Annotated in this window: 16 protein-coding genes and 3 pseudogenes; 6 read left to right on the plus strand and 13 right to left on the minus strand. The window is 67.0% G+C overall.

Annotated features, from left to right (window positions below; all coding sequences use genetic code 11):
• Positions 1 to 5 precede the first annotated feature (5 nt).
• Entirely contained in the window at positions 6 to 1,082 is a 1,077-nt protein-coding gene (locus KXC42_RS11635; RefSeq protein ID WP_219130371.1) for an alkene reductase, read from the minus strand.
• 81 nt (positions 1,083 to 1,163) lie between these two features.
• Entirely contained in the window at positions 1,164 to 2,126 is a 963-nt protein-coding gene (locus tag KXC42_RS11640; protein WP_219130372.1) for a YafY family protein, read from the minus strand.
• 100 nt (positions 2,127 to 2,226) lie between these two features.
• Between KXC42_RS11640 and KXC42_RS11645 the strand changes: the two genes are divergently transcribed.
• The gene (locus KXC42_RS11645; protein ID WP_219130373.1) at positions 2,227 to 2,775 is read left to right on the plus strand and encodes a DinB family protein; all 549 of its coding nucleotides are present in this window, start codon (positions 2,227 to 2,229) and stop codon (positions 2,773 to 2,775) included.
• Positions 2,776 to 2,788: 13 nt separating this feature from the next.
• Here KXC42_RS11645 and KXC42_RS11650 read toward each other — a convergent pair whose 3' ends face one another.
• From KXC42_RS11650 to KXC42_RS11670, 5 genes are all read right to left on the minus strand, one after another.
• Entirely contained in the window at positions 2,789 to 3,169 is a 381-nt protein-coding gene (locus KXC42_RS11650) for a helix-turn-helix transcriptional regulator (protein ID WP_219130374.1), read from the minus strand.
• 198 nt (positions 3,170 to 3,367) lie between these two features.
• Positions 3,368 to 4,822 (minus strand): Hsp70 family protein, encoded by a 1,455-nt coding sequence (locus tag KXC42_RS11655; RefSeq protein WP_219130375.1) that lies wholly within the window; start codon positions 4,820 to 4,822, stop codon positions 3,368 to 3,370.
• Between the two features lie 124 nt (positions 4,823 to 4,946).
• Positions 4,947 to 5,150 (minus strand): zinc-ribbon domain-containing protein, encoded by a 204-nt coding sequence (locus tag KXC42_RS11660; protein ID WP_024100896.1) that lies wholly within the window; start codon positions 5,148 to 5,150, stop codon positions 4,947 to 4,949.
• A gap of 133 nt (positions 5,151 to 5,283) precedes the next feature.
• Entirely contained in the window at positions 5,284 to 6,690 is a 1,407-nt protein-coding gene (locus tag KXC42_RS11665) for a cytochrome P450 (protein WP_257606138.1), read from the minus strand.
• Between the two features lie 64 nt (positions 6,691 to 6,754).
• Positions 6,755 to 7,525, minus strand: coding sequence for a hypothetical protein (locus KXC42_RS11670; protein WP_064255589.1), 771 nt, complete (start codon positions 7,523 to 7,525; stop codon positions 6,755 to 6,757).
• A 152-nt stretch (positions 7,526 to 7,677) separates the two neighbouring features.
• Here KXC42_RS11670 and KXC42_RS11675 point away from each other — a divergent pair, with 152 nt between their 5' ends.
• The gene (locus KXC42_RS11675; RefSeq protein ID WP_219130551.1) at positions 7,678 to 7,869 is read left to right on the plus strand and encodes a hypothetical protein; all 192 of its coding nucleotides are present in this window, start codon (positions 7,678 to 7,680) and stop codon (positions 7,867 to 7,869) included.
• Here the strand turns inward: KXC42_RS11675 and KXC42_RS11680 are convergent.
• Positions 7,828 to 8,352 (minus strand): annotated as a pseudogene (locus KXC42_RS11680) (DUF2470 domain-containing protein); the annotation flags it as partial. The gene KXC42_RS11675 and the pseudogene KXC42_RS11680 overlap by 42 nt on opposite strands.
• 28 nt (positions 8,353 to 8,380) lie before the next feature.
• Between KXC42_RS11680 and KXC42_RS11685 the strand changes: the two are divergent.
• Both KXC42_RS11685 and KXC42_RS11690 read left to right on the plus strand, forming a co-directional pair.
• On the plus strand, positions 8,381 to 8,830 hold the full coding sequence (locus tag KXC42_RS11685; RefSeq protein WP_257606139.1) for a cupin domain-containing protein: 450 nt from the start codon (positions 8,381 to 8,383) through the stop codon (positions 8,828 to 8,830).
• Between the two features lie 568 nt (positions 8,831 to 9,398).
• The gene (locus KXC42_RS11690; protein WP_024100900.1) at positions 9,399 to 11,657 is read left to right on the plus strand and encodes an NADP-dependent isocitrate dehydrogenase; all 2,259 of its coding nucleotides are present in this window, start codon (positions 9,399 to 9,401) and stop codon (positions 11,655 to 11,657) included.
• A 76-nt stretch (positions 11,658 to 11,733) separates the two neighbouring features.
• Here KXC42_RS11690 and KXC42_RS11695 read toward each other — a convergent pair whose 3' ends face one another.
• From KXC42_RS11695 to KXC42_RS11715, 5 genes and pseudogenes are all read right to left on the minus strand, one after another.
• Positions 11,734 to 12,318, minus strand: a complete 585-nt coding sequence (locus KXC42_RS11695) for a PadR family transcriptional regulator (RefSeq protein WP_006552020.1) — start codon at positions 12,316 to 12,318, stop codon at positions 11,734 to 11,736.
• 19 nt (positions 12,319 to 12,337) lie between these two features.
• The gene (locus KXC42_RS11700; protein ID WP_024100901.1) at positions 12,338 to 13,327 is read right to left on the minus strand and encodes a nitronate monooxygenase family protein; all 990 of its coding nucleotides are present in this window, start codon (positions 13,325 to 13,327) and stop codon (positions 12,338 to 12,340) included.
• A gap of 187 nt (positions 13,328 to 13,514) precedes the next feature.
• Positions 13,515 to 14,408: pseudogene (locus KXC42_RS11705) on the minus strand (helix-turn-helix transcriptional regulator); the annotation flags it as partial.
• Positions 14,401 to 15,204, minus strand: a complete 804-nt coding sequence (locus KXC42_RS11710; protein ID WP_219130376.1) for an IS5 family transposase — start codon at positions 15,202 to 15,204, stop codon at positions 14,401 to 14,403. The gene KXC42_RS11710 and the pseudogene KXC42_RS11705, both read right to left, overlap by 8 nt.
• A 130-nt stretch (positions 15,205 to 15,334) precedes the next feature.
• Positions 15,335 to 15,550: pseudogene (locus KXC42_RS11715) on the minus strand (helix-turn-helix transcriptional regulator); the annotation flags it as partial.
• A gap of 87 nt (positions 15,551 to 15,637) precedes the next feature.
• Here KXC42_RS11715 and KXC42_RS11720 point away from each other — a divergent pair.
• Both KXC42_RS11720 and KXC42_RS11725 read left to right on the plus strand, forming a co-directional pair.
• Positions 15,638 to 16,096, plus strand: coding sequence for a hypothetical protein (locus tag KXC42_RS11720; RefSeq protein WP_039587265.1), 459 nt, complete (start codon positions 15,638 to 15,640; stop codon positions 16,094 to 16,096).
• Entirely contained in the window at positions 16,093 to 16,497 is a 405-nt protein-coding gene (locus KXC42_RS11725; RefSeq protein WP_019289386.1) for a DUF1304 domain-containing protein, read from the plus strand. The genes KXC42_RS11720 and KXC42_RS11725 overlap by 4 nt, the downstream gene beginning before the upstream one ends.
• The last annotated feature ends 30 nt before the right edge of the window (positions 16,498 to 16,527 follow it).

A 16,527-nucleotide genomic window follows, 5' to 3' on the forward strand; every position in this document is an offset into this window, starting at 1 on the left:
TACGCTCAGACGGTCTGCAGGAACGGGTAGTCGGTGTACCCCTCGGCTCCGGACGCATAGAACAGCTCCGGACGCGGTGCGTTCTCCGGCTGCCCGTCCCGCCAGCGCTCGGCCAGGTCGGGATTGGCGATCAGCGCGCGGCCGACGGCCACGGCGTCGGCGTGCGAATCGTCGATCAGCTGCACGGCCTCGTCACGCGTGGTCGGCGAGCCGAAACCGCTGTTGGCGATCACCTTGCCGCCGAAACGCTTCCGGAGCTCCTGCGCCAGATCTCCGGTCGGCTCCTTGTGCAGGACCGACAGATACGCCAGGCCCAGGGGCTGCAGGGCGTCGACCAGAGCGCCGTAGACAGCACGCACATCGTCGCGATCGGTCTCGACTGCGTCCTGGATGTTGTGCTCGGGAGAGATCCGCAACCCGACACGTCCGGCGCCGACTGCCGCCGACACGGCCTTCACGACTTCGACGACGAGGCGGATCCGGTTCTCCACCGAACCGCCGTACTCGTCGTCCCGCACATTCGATGCGGGGGAGAGGAATTCGTGCAACAGGTAGCCGTTGGCGCTGTGGACCTCGACGCCGTCGAATCCGGCATCGATCGCGCGGCGAGCCGAGGCGACGAAATCATCGACGACGGACGGGATCTCGTCGATGGTCAGCGCGTGCGGCGCAGGGTAGGGCTGCTTGCCCTGCTCGGTGTGCACCTGGCCGTCGATGGCGATCGCGCTCGGCCCGACGACACGCCGGCCACCGTTGACGTCGGGATGCGTGACGCGGCCGCCGTGCATCAACTGCAGCACGACGCGTCCGTCGCGCTCGTGCACGGCATCCGCGACGCGACGCCAGCCGGCGACCTGCTCGTCGGTGACGATGCCGGGCTGACCGACGAAGGCCTGCGATTCGAAGTTCACATAGGTTCCCTCGGTGATGATCAGGCCGGCACTCGCCCGCTGACGGTAGTGCTCGACGATCAGGTCTCCGGGTACACCGGCCGAACCACCACGCAGGCGGGTCAGCGGGGCCATGACGATGCGGTTCGCGAGTTCGAGGTCTCCGAGGGCTACGGGTGTGAACAGATCCATGGGTGGCGCAACCACCCCCACCCCCGACGGCATTCCGATGCCCGTCCGATTGTGGGATGTGTCATAGCGCCGGATGGATGGTCACTTCGAGTGTTCGTCGGCGGTGACCAGCCGATTCGACCAGTTCTCCAGGTACTCGACGAACTCCGGTGGCGACGCGCCGAGCAGCCGCCCACCGGACATACCCACGGCGAATACCGCCCAGTCCATGCTGTCGGCGTCCACCTCGATCCGGCACCGTTCGGAGTCGATCGCAATCACCTCGGCCCACTGTCCGATCCGGCGGCGCACCTCGTGCTCCGACGCCTCCAGTTCGGCGCTGACCTTCACCTGGGAGCGGCTGCGGATGCCGCGTTCGACGAAGGCCGCGGCGTCGCCGCCGGGCAGCTCGCGTTGTCGGAAACGCATCCCGGTGGCCGTGGTCTCGGCCATGCGGTCGAGCCGGAAGCTGCGCCAGTCACTGCGGTCGAGGTCGTAGCCGACGAGATACCAGCGTCGCCCGAGGGAGACGAGCTGCCGGGGTTCGACGCGCCGGCCCGTCGCGGTGCCGTCGGCGGCGGTGTACTCGAAGACGATGCGTTCGTCGTCGCGGCAGGCGCGCGCGACGGTGACGAGTTGCTGCGAATCGGTCGCGCGGGTCGCCCAGGGGATGTCGGCGGAGACCGTCGCCGCATCGATCGCCTCCACCTGGCGTCGCAGCCGCGGCGGCATCACCTGGATGACCTTGGTCAGCGCGCGCACGGAGATCTCGGCGATCCCGGTGATCGAGGTCTGGGCCGCGGTGAGTAGGCCGACCGCGAGCGCGACCGCTTCGTCGTCGTCGAGAGCCAGCGGTGGCAACGACGCGCCCGGCGCGAGCTGATACCCACCGCCGACCCCGCGATCGGACCGCACCGGATATCCGAGATCGCGGAGCCGTTCGATGTCGCGGCGCAGGGTGCGCAACGAGACGCCCATCCGGTCGGCGAGTTCGGCGCCGAGCCAGTAGCGGTGGGTCTGCAACAGCGACAGAAGCCGCAGGATGCGGGAGCTCGTGTCGGACATGACCTCATTCTTCCGCACCTGCCGACCTATAAGTGACAGGAACTGGCACCAATGGCTCGTAGCGTAGATCTTGCCGGATCACGACGACGAGGAGTACCCGATGACCGAGACCACCACCACCCGGAACGCCACCACGACTCTCGACCAGGAACGCCGCGATCTGCTGTCGAGCCTCGCCCACGCGCGGCACTTCCTGCGGTTCACGGCCCGCGATCTCACCACCGAACAGGCGTCGCAGCGAACGACGGTGAGCCACTTGACGATCGGTGGTCTCATCAAGCACGTCACCGAGGTCGAGCGGGGTTGGGCGGATTTCCTCGTGGTCGGAGCCGACTACATGGAGAAGGATTTCACCGAGTGGACCGAAGAGGATTTCGCCGAACGCGACAAGGACTTCCAGCTGCAGCCCGGTGAGACCCTCGAAGGTGCGCTGCGCGCTTACGACGAGGTGGCGGCCCGAACCGACGAGTTGGTGCGCACGCTGCCGTCGCTGGACGTCGTCCACGAACTCCCCAAGGCCCCCTGGAACATCGAGGACGCCTGGTCGGTGCGTCGCGCGCTGCTGCACATCGTCGCCGAGACGACGCAGCACGCCGGCCACGCCGACATCATCCGCGAGTCCCTCGACGGATCGAAGTCGATGGGATGAACCGGAGGTCGCGCTAGCGCCGGCCGGTGTCGCGCATCAACTCGGCGAGCTCCGTGCGGTCGGAGACGTCGAGTTCGGTGCACGCCCGGTAGATGTGCCCCTCGACGGTGCCGACCGGCACCACGAGCCGGTCGGCGATCTGCCGGTTGGACAGCCCGGCGGTGACCATGGCGGCGAACTCCCGTTCCCGGCTGGTCAGGGGGAGTGGGCGGGCCGCTTCGTCCAGCGCAGGCGACGAGGCGTGATCGCATCGCGCAGCCAGTGCCGCGGCCGCGGCGGCGGCTTCGACGGACCGTTGGGTGTCGGCGTGGTCGCGGTACGCGATCGGGGCCAGGGCGTGGGCATCGGCCGCGTCGGCGAGTGCCCCCAGCGCCTCGAAGGTCTCCGCGGCCACGGTCGGTCCCCGGCCGTCCGCCTCCGCGGAAGCGGATCCTGCCGCCCGCGTCGCCGGTTCGCACCGGACCCGAGACGAACCGGTTCCATATCGCGCGACTGATTCCTAGTCCGCGGGTGGCCCGGTGGTGGCAGCGACTGCTGCCTCATCCGGAACCTGAGACGGCGCGCCGCACCGCGGCAGTCTGCGGCTGATTGATCAGAACCCGGGAATGCTGGGCAGCTGCGGGAGCTGGATCTGCGGAGGCGGCGGCAGCTCGAACTGGGGGAGCCCGGGGACCATCGGGGCCGGCTCCGGTTCGAGTGACGGCGCCGAGGTGTCGGCTGCCGCATCGTCCTGCGCGCCGGTGGTGATGGGGACCTGCGCGGAGGTCTCCGCCGTCGTCTGCGGCCGGTAGGTGCTGCGGGTCTCGCTGCGATCGATGGCCGTCGACTGCTCGTCCGACACTGCCGGGACGGTTTCCGGCGCGGGCGATGCGTCCGTGGTGGTCATGGGCCGCGGTTCCGCTGCCGGTGGCTCCTGTGTCTCCTGGTGCGTGGAGGTGGGCTGCGGATCGCGACCGGAATTCTGCAGCAGGTCGACACCGAGGCCGATCGCCGCTGCGACGACGACGGCACCACCGGCGAGCAGGAAGCGTCGACGGTTCCGCGGCTGCGCGGGCGTCTCGGTCTCCTGCCGGATGTCGGGGGCAGCGAAGCTTGCGGTCGGTGCGTCCGGCGCGACCAGCTGCGGGGCGAACTGTGCGGTCTCGGTGAACTCCGTCGGCGCAGCGAACTCCGCCGTCTCGACGACCTTCGCAGTGTCCGGGCGGGCGAGGAGCGCCGCGCCTTCCGCCGCCACGAGTTCGGGCTGCGAGGGCACGATCACCGGAATGTCGAGCCACGACTCCATCACGGCAGTGACCAGTGGAATGTTCGCTCCGCCTCCGATGAGCACCGCGGCGTCGGGAGTGCGCCCCGAGCGGCGGATGACGTCGAGGGTGAGGCGGGCCGAGGCCTTCACGGGTCCGTCGATGAGCGAATCGAAGCTGGCCTGCGAGAGCAGTAGCAGACCCCCCTCGCCGGGCATGCACACCGCGTCCTTCGAGGACAGCTGCTCCTTCGCGTCGCGGCACCGGGCGGTGAGGGCCCGCTGCGCCGCCATGTCGGCCGGCTCGGCGAAGCGCTGCAGTTCGACGTGGTGGTCGTAGATCAGGTGGTCGACGAGGTCGCCGCTGATCCGGTCCGAGCGTGCCGTGCTCAATGCGATGCGGGTGCCCCGATCGACGACGGTGACGGTGAGGCCCGAGCTGCCGAGGTCGTAGAACACGAGTGTCTCGTGGTCGTCGAGATCTCCTGTGGTTTCCAGCATTTCGAGCGCGGCGGTCACTTCCGGGACGAGCCGGAAGTTGTCGATGTCCAGGCGGCTCATCGCGCCCTGGACGAAATCGGCCTGCGTCTCGTTCTGGTAGGCGACGCCGATGGCGCGCACCTGCTCGATCTCGTCGGTCTCGGCGAGCATCGTCTCGATGGACTCCGCGGCCAGCTCGGCCGGCCGGTCGAGCAGGGCGGGCATCGAGTGGGATCCAAAGACGGGGCTGTCGAGGCTCCCGGTGTCACGTCGCGCAAAGCGCACCGCGCTGGCACCGACCGAGACACCGAGAACTGTAGTCACGACGCCGACTATAACGGTTCGGTCACGGTCTGCGCGCCGGAGGCGGGCGGTGCCTGGACGACGGCACGTCTCCGAACGGCAGCCGAGGACGTTCGTGGCCTTCGCCGATCCCGACTGACCGGGCTCACATCTCCACGGCGGTACCGCAGATCCCGCACTGCTCCAACTGTCGGCGGCCCCACCGCGCGACCGGCACGAAGAACAGCGTGAACTGCTTGGACTCCCGGATCCGGAGCCACTGCGTGGTGTTGTGGCAGCGCGGACACGTCCGGTTCTGCCCTGGACCGAGATTCTGTCGCTTGGTGCCGAAGCCGAAGAGAAGGAACATCGTCCGAGCATAGAGCGATGACGTGTGGTCCTTCAGTGCATGATCGGAAGGATCGCCGTGCTCGTCGCCACCGATCGGCCAGCCTCTGTCGACGACCCGACCGCCGTCCCTCTTGCCGGGGCGACGCGACGGATCAGGCGGGGGAGAGCCGCACCCGTAGGTCACGGGGCTTCAATGTGATCGCCTCGTGAACGTCGAGTTCGTAGCCCGGTTCCGGAGCGAAGTCGTACCGCCGGATCAGCGACGCGAGCGTGAGCACCGCCTCGTGCAGCGCGAACTGCCGACCGATACAGGCCCGGATGCCGGTGCCCCACGGTTTGAAGATGTGCGCCGGCCGTTTGCGCACGGTCGCGGGCTCGAACCGGTCCGGGTCGAACCGCTCGGGATCGTCGCCCCACAGCGGGTCGCGGTGCAGTTGCGGCAACAGCACGAACACCCACGAACCCTTCGGCAGCGTCCGTCCGCCGAGGGTGGTCTCACCGCGTACCTTGCGGAAATAACCCGGGGCGGCCGGCCACAACCGCAGCGTCTCGTCCACCACCCGCCGCACATACCGCAGCTTGGCGACCTGCTCGTACCCGATCCGGCCGTCGGCACCGACGACCTCGGCGATCTCGGCCCGCGCCTTCGCCACCACCTCGGGATGTCGGCTCAGGAAATGGACCGCGAACCCCAGGGTGGCCGCGGTGGTCTCGTTACCCGCGACCAGGAAGGTCAGCACCTGATTGCGGATCGATTCACGGTCGAGCTGCTCGCCGGTGTCGGGATCGACGGTGTGCATCATCAGGTCCAGCAGATCGCCGTGCTGCTCGCCGGAGCGCATCCGCTCCTCGACGATGCGATCGACCGTCTCCTGCATCAGCGCGATGTCGTGTTCATGCTGCTCCCTGGCACTGCGGCCGAACAGTGTCCGGAGGATGGGGATGTCGTTCGACGAGCGGTTGATGTACTCGAGCGCCCGGCTCATCGCCGCGATGAACGGATCGGGTTCAGTGCGGCCGAACGAGTCGAAGTCGTAGCTGAAGCCGCACCGGCCGATGACGTCGAAGGTCAGCGACGTCATGCTCTTCGGCACGTCCACATACTCGCCGTCGGCCGCTGCGCTGTCCCAGCTGTCGACCAGTCGGTCGACGACGGTGAGCATCGAGTCGTGATAGCCACGCATCGCGGCCTGGCTGAAGCCAGGCCCGAGGATGTTGTGGGCTTTGCTCCAGTTCGGTTCGGAGTTGAACGCGGTGAACAGTCCGTCGCCGGCGATGACGCGAAGCTTGCGCAGCGGCTTGCCGAGGAACTTCGCCCACTTCTCCTCGTCGTTGACCTCGCGCACCAGATCGGCGCCCGAGACCACGATCAACCGGTGCTGCAGGATCTTGCGTTCGAAGATCCCACCGAGTTCCTGTGCCATCTGCATCTCACGCTGAACCGGCTTGGCCACGTCGATGCTGAGCAGATCACCCACCAGCGGAAGTCTCCATCGCGGCTGTGGAATCGGCTGCGCGCCGGTCGTCATGGTGATGCTCGTCGTAGTCGGTGACCCCATTCTGCGAGTGTGCATCAGCCTCCACGGGACGATTCGGGCGGCCTCACCGCGACGCCCAAGAGGATCAGAACAATCGCGGAGTCGCGTGCGACCCGTCCCGGGCTTCGCAGATTCGGGCGTGCCACCGGTCGACGAGCCACATCTCGACCATCTCCGGACGCGTGGCGATCAACGACGCCCACATGTTGAGGAGTTCGAGGTACCGGTGATAGCGCCGCAGCGTGAAGTCGGCGACCGACGGATCCTCGAGCCACCCTTCGTGGATGAGCGTCGACACCGCGTGCTGATCGAGAAGTTGCGCCGGGCCCGCCTCGGTCCGCACCTCGACCGCCCACAGATAGGTCGCCAGGAGCGATACGCCGACGCCGGGGGTGTCCGGCCATCCGGACCAGGTCTGCCGCGCGGTGTCGGGTAGCGACTTGGTCTTCGCGCAGTAGTCGAGGACTCCCTTGATCTTGGTGAACCGGTGCCGGTCCTTCGGGGCGTGTGCGTCGCGGACGTCCGGAAAACGTCGGGCACCGCGTCGTCGCGGATGTGCGCTGCGCCAGGCCGCGCACAGGAACAACAGCCCCAGACCGGCGTGGTCGGCTTCGATCAGTTCACTGTCGAGGCGGAGGTCGTTGCGTTGGACGATCGCGTCGCCGTCGTCGATGATCCGTCCATCGAGATTCCGTCCCCGGAGGCGGATATCGTGCCCGGTCCGTTCGAGGTGGCTGTTCCACCATTTGAGGTCGACAGTTACGCCCTCGTCGAGCACCTGCAGGTCGAACGAGCGTGCCCGGCACCACTCGGAGCACGCTTGCGGAGGCTCGAACCCCTGGTCGTACGGATGCATTCTGTGGACATTGCCACGAGTGGGCGGCGATTCCCGGGCAGGACACGCGTGTGGGGCCGACCTGTTCCCCGCCTGTAGCAGCACGTGGGCCGCCACGACCGTCCGAGGATATCGGTGGACCGGAACGACGCGGCGAAGAGAGCGTGAACCGCATGAGACCCTTCGATGTCACCGACGCCCTCGCGCTCGCCGCCCGGCACGACCTGCACCTGTCGGCCCACGGCGTCACGGTGAACGAGGCGGGACTCGACTACCGTGACGCCCTCGCCGCCGACGTCGACGCAGACGGACGTGTCCACGACGGTCTGGCGGTGCGCCGCGCGAGCCAAAGCAACTGTTGCTGAGCGCAATTTGTAGTCGGAGTCGGGCGGTGACAGATAGCGGGCATGCGTCATGGCTCGCCCACGCGGCGTGGTGACATCGAGGTCGAGGCCGTATCGGTCGGCTCCGACACAGGTTGCCGCCGTCGCATCCGGGAACCCGCCGAGCTTCCGGGCCATCGCCAGCAGCGCGTCGGCGTGATCGTCGTTGAAATGCGCGATCGCACGAGCTGCCGACGGGGTCACAGAATCCGGCAATGCTTCGGCATAGTCCTCGGCGGTGGCCGAATCCAACCGCCCGTACCCACCGACCCAGCGCACGCGCCGAACCCGAAGAACCCAGAGCGTGAAGTCGGTGAAATCGATGTACACGCGGGTCCCGGGGACAGCGGCCAGGTGGGCTTCGCGCGCGGCGGCCAGTTCCTCGCCTTCGGGCCGCTCGACGTACCCGGCGACAGTGACGCGGGTGCAGGCGAGCGGGTCGCAATGCGAGCTGTCCTGCAGCAGTGTCGTGTAGACGGTAGCGTCCGTGCGCATGAAGCGCGCTGTGCAGGGTGTACTCGCGGCGACGGCATGTGCAGTAGCGGTGGCGATACCCGGGTGGGCCTACGCCACTCCGAGCGAGGGCATCTCAGGGGTGACATGGGTGGACATCGAGGTGCTACCGGGACTGCTGCCGTTCGTACCCGACGGCGTGCACGCCGTGGCCCGGGAGATCACCATCGAACCGGGCGGTAGCACCGGTTGGCACTATCACGATGGTCCCGTGCTCGGCATCGTGCGGGCCGGCACCTTGACGCATCCTGAAGGAGACTGCGAGCCTGTCACGTTCGAGACCGGCGATTTCATCAACGAGCCCTCGGGTCCGGACCATCTGCACGTCGGTCGCAATCTCGGCACGGAACCGGTGATCCTCGACGTGGTGTACCTCGTGCCGATCGGGTCGCCGCTGTTCGAGGATGTTCCCGCGCCCGCCTGCGATTGATGTCGGAGTAGTGGCGGGCTCCTGTCGGTAGACGCTCGGGTCGAGTCGTCGGCGAGAAATGTGAAGTACTTCATCGGGACGCAGGCGTGCGGTTCCCTCTCGGGTCCGCGGTCGTCTCCCCCAAGCAACGATCGACGAACCTCGATTCTCGACGGAACGATCGTCCCCGCCGACAGCATCTTCCGGCGTCGGCATTCGAGCCGCGATCGGACGGACGAGGGATCGCAGTCCGGTTCGACAACGGAATCGCTTGTGACAGTAGTCTTCCCACTGCTTGTGAAGACTTCTTTCCTGACGGCGATGCTGTGCGCCGGTCGCACCCGCGTTACGACAGGTCGAGGGGCCATCGAAGCGGTGGCTCGCAGGACTGCGGCGTTCTCGGTCGCGAGCGGACATGAGGTCGACGGTTGGGCGCCCGAGGGGCCGTCGAAGCCTGTCGGCGGAGTTCGAGTTACCGGCGAGTAAATGTCGTTCTCGAGTTCTCGCACGTAGCCTGATACCCGATGCAATCCCGCACGCGGAGCATTTCGTGAGGCGGACCGGACCGACGTAGGGAGTCGAGACAAGAATGAGCGCCGACAAGCAGTCGACCATTATCTATACGTTGACCGACGAGGCGCCGTTGCTTGCGACCTACGCCTTCCTGCCGATCGTGCGTACCTTCGCTGGAGCCGCGGGCATCGAGGTCGAGACCAGCGACATCTCGGTGCCGGCGCGGATCCTGGCCGAGTTCCCCGAGCACCTCACGGAAGAGCAGCGCGTCCCGGACAACCTGGCCGAGCTGGGTCGTCTGACGCAACTGCCCGAGACCAACATCATCAAGCTGCCCAACATCAGTGCGTCCGTGCCGCAGCTCCTGGCTGCCATCAAGGAACTGCAGAGCAAGGGCTACCAGGTCCCGGATTTCCCGGACGCCCCGAAGACGGACGAAGAGCGTGCCATCCGGGAGCGCTACGGCAAGATTCTCGGCAGTGCGGTCAACCCTGTCCTGCGTGAGGGCAACTCCGATCGGCGCGCACCCCGGGCGGTGAAGGAGTACGCCCGTAAACACCCGCACAGCATGGGCGAGTGGTCGATGGCCTCACGCAGCCACGTCGCGCACATGCGGCACGGCGACTTCTACCACGGCGAGAAGTCGATGACGCTGGACCGGGCGCGCAAGGTCCGGATGGAGCTGGTCACCAAGGATGGCGAGACGATCGTCCTCAAACCCGAAGTGGAGCTGGGTGAGGGCGACATCATGGACAGCATGTTCATGAGCAAGAAGGCGTTGCTCGAGTTCTACGAGGAGCAGATGGAGGATGCGCGCAAGACGGGCGTGATGTTCTCCCTTCACGTCAAGGCGACGATGATGAAGGTCTCGCACCCCATTGTTTTCGGCCACGCGGTGAAGACCTTCTACAAGGACGCCTTCGCCAAGCATCAGAAGCTGTTCGACGAATTGGGCGTCAACGTCAACAACGGTCTCGGCGACCTGTACGACAAGATCGAGACGCTGCCCAGTACGCAGCGCGACGAAATCAAGCAGGACCTGCACAACTGCCATGAGCACCGTCCCGAATTGGCCATGGTCGATTCCGCACGCGGCATCTCCAACTTCCATTCCCCCAGCGATGTCATCGTGGATGCCTCGATGCCCGCAATGATTCGCTCGGGCGGCAAGATGTACGGCGCCGACGGACGACCCAAGGACGTCAAGGCGGTCATGCCGGAGTCCACTTTCGCGCGCATCTACCAGGAGATCATCAACTTCTGTAAGACCAACGGCGCGTTCGACCCGACGACCATGGGTACCGTTCCCAACGTCGGTCTCATGGCGCAGAAGGCCGAGGAGTACGGCTCGCACGACAAGACCTTCGAAGTTCCGGAGGCGGGCGAGGCCAACTTCGTCGATGCCGAGACCGGTGAGGTGCTGCTCACCCAGCACGTCGAGGCGGGTGACATCTGGCGCATGTGCACCGTCAAGGACGCGCCGATCCGCGACTGGGTCAAGCTCGCGGTCACCCGGGCACGCAACTCCGGTATGCCGGTCCTGTTCTGGCTCGACCCGTACCGCCCCCACGAGAACGAGTTGATCAAGAAGGTCGAGCTGTACCTGCAGGATCATGACACCGATGGCCTCGACATCCACATCATGTCGCAGGTGCGCTCGATGCGGTACACGCTGGAGCGGCTGAACCGCGGAATGGACACCATCGCCGCGACCGGCAACATCCTGCGTGACTACCTCACCGACCTGTTCCCCATCCTCGAGCTCGGTACGAGCGCCAAGATGCTGTCGATCGTGCCGCTGATGGCGGGTGGCGGCCTCTACGAGACGGGCGCCGGCGGGTCGGCGCCCAAGCACGTCAAGCAGTTGGTGGAGGAGAACCACCTGCGCTGGGATTCGCTCGGTGAGTTCCTGGCGTTGGCCGTAAGCCTGGAGGACCTCGGCATCAAGACCGGCAACGAGCGCGCCAAGATCGTGGCGAACGCGCTCGATGCAGCGACCGGCAAGCTGCTGGAGACGAACAAGAGCCCGTCGCGCAAGGTCGGCGAGCTCGACAACCGGGGCAGCCAGTTCTACCTCGCGATGTACTGGGCACAGGAACTTGCCGCGCAGACCGAGGATCCGGAACTCGCAGAACAGTTCGCCCCGCTGGCCGAGGCACTGGCCAGGGACGAGGACACGATCGTGCGAGAGTTGAACGAGGTGCAGGGCGCGCCGGTCGACATCGGCGGCTACTACCGGCCGGACAGGGACAAGACCGTGGCCGTGATGCGGCCGAGTCGGACCTTGATCACCGCGCTGACGGCAGTCGACCCTGAGGCCGGAAACGCACCGTGACAGGTAGACCTGCATCCGTGTAGACAAGCCGACCTCCCTCGCGTGGTACGCCTCGGCCCGGTTCTCGTGTTCCGGTCTACGGGACCGTTCCGCTGCGGTCGGCGGAGGAATCCGGTGTCGGGTCGAGCCGGTCGATCGTGTCGAGCGCCTCGTCCAGCCAGGTCAGCCACGTTTCTTCGAGGAGGATGCCGAGGCGGAGCACGAGATGTTGCAGGGTGCTCCGCGCGTCGCCCCGGACCTCGACGAAGTCGCGTTGCTCGATGGCGCGATACTGCTCGAGCATCGCCGTCCGGTAGGCGCGTTGATGTTCCAGCGCGGGACGCGCGGCGTCGGGATCGTCGAGCGCCGCGGCCGCGCGCAGGCGCACGGAGACACCGGAGCGCACCACGTCCGGATCCTCGATCTCGGAGATCCAGCCGCGCAGCAGTCGGCGACCGTCCGCTGTGATGGTGAAACGTCGGGGCTGACCGCGACCGGGTTTTCCGTCCGTCGGGACTTCACGGATCAGGTCGCCCGCCCGCATCCGGTCCAGTTCTCGGTAGATCTGCTGGTGGGTCGCGGGCCAGAAGTACCCGATCGACCGGTCGAAGCGCCGCGTCAGTTCCAGTCCGGTGCTGTCGCGCTCGACCAGTGCGGTGAGGATGGCGAACCTGAGAGACACCGCGTCAGCCTAGGTCACGCTATCCGGCGTCGATCATGGCGACTCGGCGTCGTTCGAGGGACGTCCACGCCAGCTCGTACTCGTCGCGGAGTCGTTGGACGAGCTCGCGGGCGGGGACGACGGACTCGATCGCGCCGAGGCCCTGGCCGGCGCCCCAGATGTCGCGCCAGGCCTTGGCGCCGGTGTTGCCACCGGACCCGAAGTTCATGGCGGACGGATCGGACTCGGGGAGGTCGTCGGGGTCGAGTCCGGCGGCGACGATGCTTCCCCGCAGGTAGTTGCCGTGCACGCCGGTGAACAGGTTGCTGTAGACGATGTCCTTGGCGGTGCTGTCGACGATCATGTTCTTGTAGTCGTCGGCGCTGCGGGCCTCCTCGGTGGCGAGGAAGGCTGTGCCGGCGTAGGCGAGGTCGGCACCGGCGGCCTGGGCAGCGAGGATCGAGCGGCCGTGGGCGATGGAGCCGGACAGCAGCAGGGGGCCGTCGAACCACCGGCGGATCTCCTGGAGCAATGCGAACGGTGACTGCGTCCCGGCGTGGCCGCCGGCGCCTGCGGCGACGGCGACGATGCCGTCCGCGCCCTTGTCGATCGCCTTGTGCGCGAACTCGTTCGAGATCACGTCGTGGAGGACGATGCCGCCGTAGGAGTGAACAGCCTCGTTGACCTCCTCTCGGGCACCGAGCGAGGTGATCACAATGGGGACCCGATGCTCGACGATCACCTCGAGGTCCTGCTCGAGTCGCTCGTTGGAGCGGTGCACGATCTGGTTGACGGCGAACGGCGCGACGTACTCCTCGGGGTGGCGCACCGCGTAGTCGGCGTTGCTCTCGGTGATCTGCTGCAGCCAGTCGACAAGCATCGACTGGGGACGGGCGTTGAGTGCCGGGAACGACCCGACGACTCCGGCCTGGCACTGGGCGGACACCAGTTCCGGTCCCGACACGATGAACATCGGGGAAGCGACCAGGGGCAGGCTCAGCGGGCCGGACAGGATCGGTGGCAGCGTCATGGTGTGTTCCTTCTTCGTCTGGGGCGGTCCCTCTCACGCCAGACTATGTGCAACAAGGTGCAAAAAACAACGGGCCGACGTCACCTGCTCTGGAACAGAGGGATCTCGGGCGTGGCAGCTGCATGCACCGAGTGGCACTGTGGCATACAACGAGCAACCCCGCTCAATGTGTAGTGAGCGTGATCGCTCAGTGCGCGGACCTGATCGTCGGCGTGTATGGGGGCGACAGGGACGGTCGGGGCATCTGCCGGCCGGCCAACCGAGCGACGAGTTCCGCGCGACTACCCGCCCCCGTCTTCGCATAGACGGATTTGAGATGGTCGTGCACCGTGTTCGGCGTGATGCCCCGGTGCCGAGCGATCTCGGCCGTCGACAGTCCGTTCAGCACGTCGGTGCACACTTCGCACTCGCGGGCGGTCAGCGCGTACGCGGCGAACAGCATGTCTGTGAGTTCACTGTCGGCCGCGGGTTCGATGGTGACCGCCGTGCGGGCCTCGTCGCCGTCGGCGCTCAACGGCGCCGCACGGACGACGATCCAGCCTCCGCCGTCGTTGCGGATACGTGCCCGGAACACCCCGGTCGTACTCGCCCGAGCCCCGAATGTTGCCGCCCGCAACAGCAGCGCCAGTCGCACCGGACCGGCGAGCCGATCCTCCCAGATCCGCGCCGCGACCGTCGATGCGACCGGCTCACCCGCGGGATCCGTCACGATCACGGCAGGACCGGGATCGGCTCCGGGGCGTGCGTGCAGGGTATGGACGGCGGCCACCCGGGTCGCAACCGCCACCGCCGGTGCGGTCATTGTCAGGAACTCCAGTTCCCGATCCGTGAAGTCCGGACCCGAGCGGACGAAACCGGCCGCTCCCCAACACAACCCGTCCACTGTGAAGACGACTCGCACCTCGCGGTCGAGTCCGAGTGGACGCCATACCGCCGCGTTCCGGAGGCTGTGGGCGACTTCGGTCGACGGTAGATCCGAGGCCCGCACCACTGTTCGTCCACTGCGGGCGATGTCTGCGAAGGTTGCGGGATCGTGTCCACCGCATTCCGATTCCGCGAGCAGTGAGGTTTTCTCACCAGGCGGGGGCTTGTAGGTGAAGAAGCACGAGGGCGGCAGCGGTTATCGTGCCGATCCTCCACGGACACAGACTGATTCGTTGTAAGGCTTTCCAGCGGGTCTTCAGCAGGGCATTCGCACGTTCCGCCGGAGCGCGCATCGCGGACAGAAGTGCGTTGCGGCATCGAGTGCCGGCATCGAGGTCGCGGCCCTTGGTCGGGGTGTGGACACCGATCCCGGCACCGGTGTAACCCTTGTCGGCGAGGGTGGGCATCCCGTCGGCGGCAGCGGTGTAGAGGGCGCCGAGGACTCCGCCGAGTCGAGCAGCGGTGATGTCGTGAACCGAGCCGGGTTCGACGTCGGAGACCCAGACCGGGTAGCCGGTCGGATCGGTCAGGACCTGGATGTTGCCGCCGTGTCGGCGGTGTTTGCCCGAGTACCACACGTCGTGTCCGGCTTCGGAGCGCTCCCGGCAGCGGGTCGCGGCGATCAAGGTGCCGTCGAGTCCGACGTGTTCCCACCCGGATGCACTCCCGTGTGCGAGGACTTCGTGCAGGTCAGGGGCGTGGGCGGCGATCACGTCGATGCCTTCGTGCAGATAGCGGTAGGCAGTAGCCACCGACACGCGGGCATCGCGCGCCAGGGCGGCGACGTCGGTAGCGTCGCGGAACCAGCGGAGCACCATCACCGCCTGGACATAGACGGTTGCGGCCCGCTGCCACGGTCGGTGGTCGACTCGGGTGCGATGCGCGGCCAGGGCACGGGCGACGAAGGCCAGGGTGCGCTCGGGCACGTCGAGCGTGGCACGATAGGAAATCACGTGGGGTCCTGCTTCGGGATTGCTTCTTGGTCGAAACGATCTCTACCAGGTAGGACCCCACGTCCTCATCTCACGCCACACCGCCCGGATGTCCCCGGCCGCCGTCAGTGAACCTCTGGTGAGAAAACCTCAGTGGCTCGTACTCACCGGGAATGCGGTTGCGCCCACTGGTCATCGAACCGAACGCCAGGGTCAGGGGATCGAACAGTGCCCAGCACGTCAAGTCGCTGCGTACGGTGCGATCGACCAGTTCGATGGCACGCTGGTGCAGTGCGGTGACGCCGACGCCGGTGCCCGCGAACTCCAGGATCTCGCGGCGTAGGCGCTCCGTCCGCACTTCGAGCATGAACCCAGTATGCGCTGGATCCGGAAGACGGAGCATCCCCGATTCAGGGGATGGTCCGGCTGTTTCCGGATCCATAGCGTCGCAGTTGTGTCCACGATCGATCTCCAACGTGCCAGTACGGGCGGGCAATTGTCGGTGCCGGATGCCGTCGTCACCGTGCTGTCGTCCGGTGAACAGACCGGCGACGCCTACGAGCTCATGCTGGTCGAGGCGCCCTGCAGCAGCCCACCGCCGCTGCACTCCGAGCCCTGGCCCAAGACCTACCACCTCCTGCGCGGCCGGATCCTCGTCCTCCTCGACGGCGAGGGCTGCGAACTCGCCGCCGGTGACACGCTCACCATCGCGGCGGGAACGATGAACAGCTTCTCGGTGCTCACCGACGACGCGGCCTTTCTCCTCGTCTGCTCCGGGACCGGGATGAGCGGTTTCTTCACCGACCTCGACGCGCTGGGGGAGGAGCACCTGCCCGAGGATGCACTGATGAGCAGGTTCGGGCAGATCGCCACCCGTTACGGAATCCGATTCGCCGAGGAGGTCTCGCCATGATCGTCGTTGCGCAACTCGCGGCCCTGGTCGCTGCCGCGGTGCACCTGATGGTCTTCGTGTGGGAGACGATCCTGTTTCGCCGTCCGAGCATCCACTGGGGCGTGTTCCGCGTCCCCGCTGCGGATGTTCCACCGGTGCGGATGTGGGCGTTCAACGTCGGCTTCTACAACCTCTTCCTCGGATCCGGAGCGCTCGCCGGCATGATCCTGTGGTGGACCGGGCACGAAACCCCGGGCCGCACCCTCGTCGTCTACACGTGCGCGTTCATGTTCCTGGCCGGCATGGCATTGTTCGCCTCGGACCGGATGGCGATGAGCCGTCCACGAGGTACCGGGGTGGTGGGGTCGCTGTGTCAGAGCGTGCCGTCGCTGGTCGCGCTCGTAGCGCTGGCGCTGGCGTAGAAGCGGCGCGGCCGACGATCTGGTGTTCTC

It is taken from the genome of Rhodococcus sp. LW-XY12 (assembly GCF_019317345.1).
GTDB lineage: Bacteria > Actinomycetota > Actinomycetes > Mycobacteriales > Mycobacteriaceae > Rhodococcus > Rhodococcus pyridinivorans.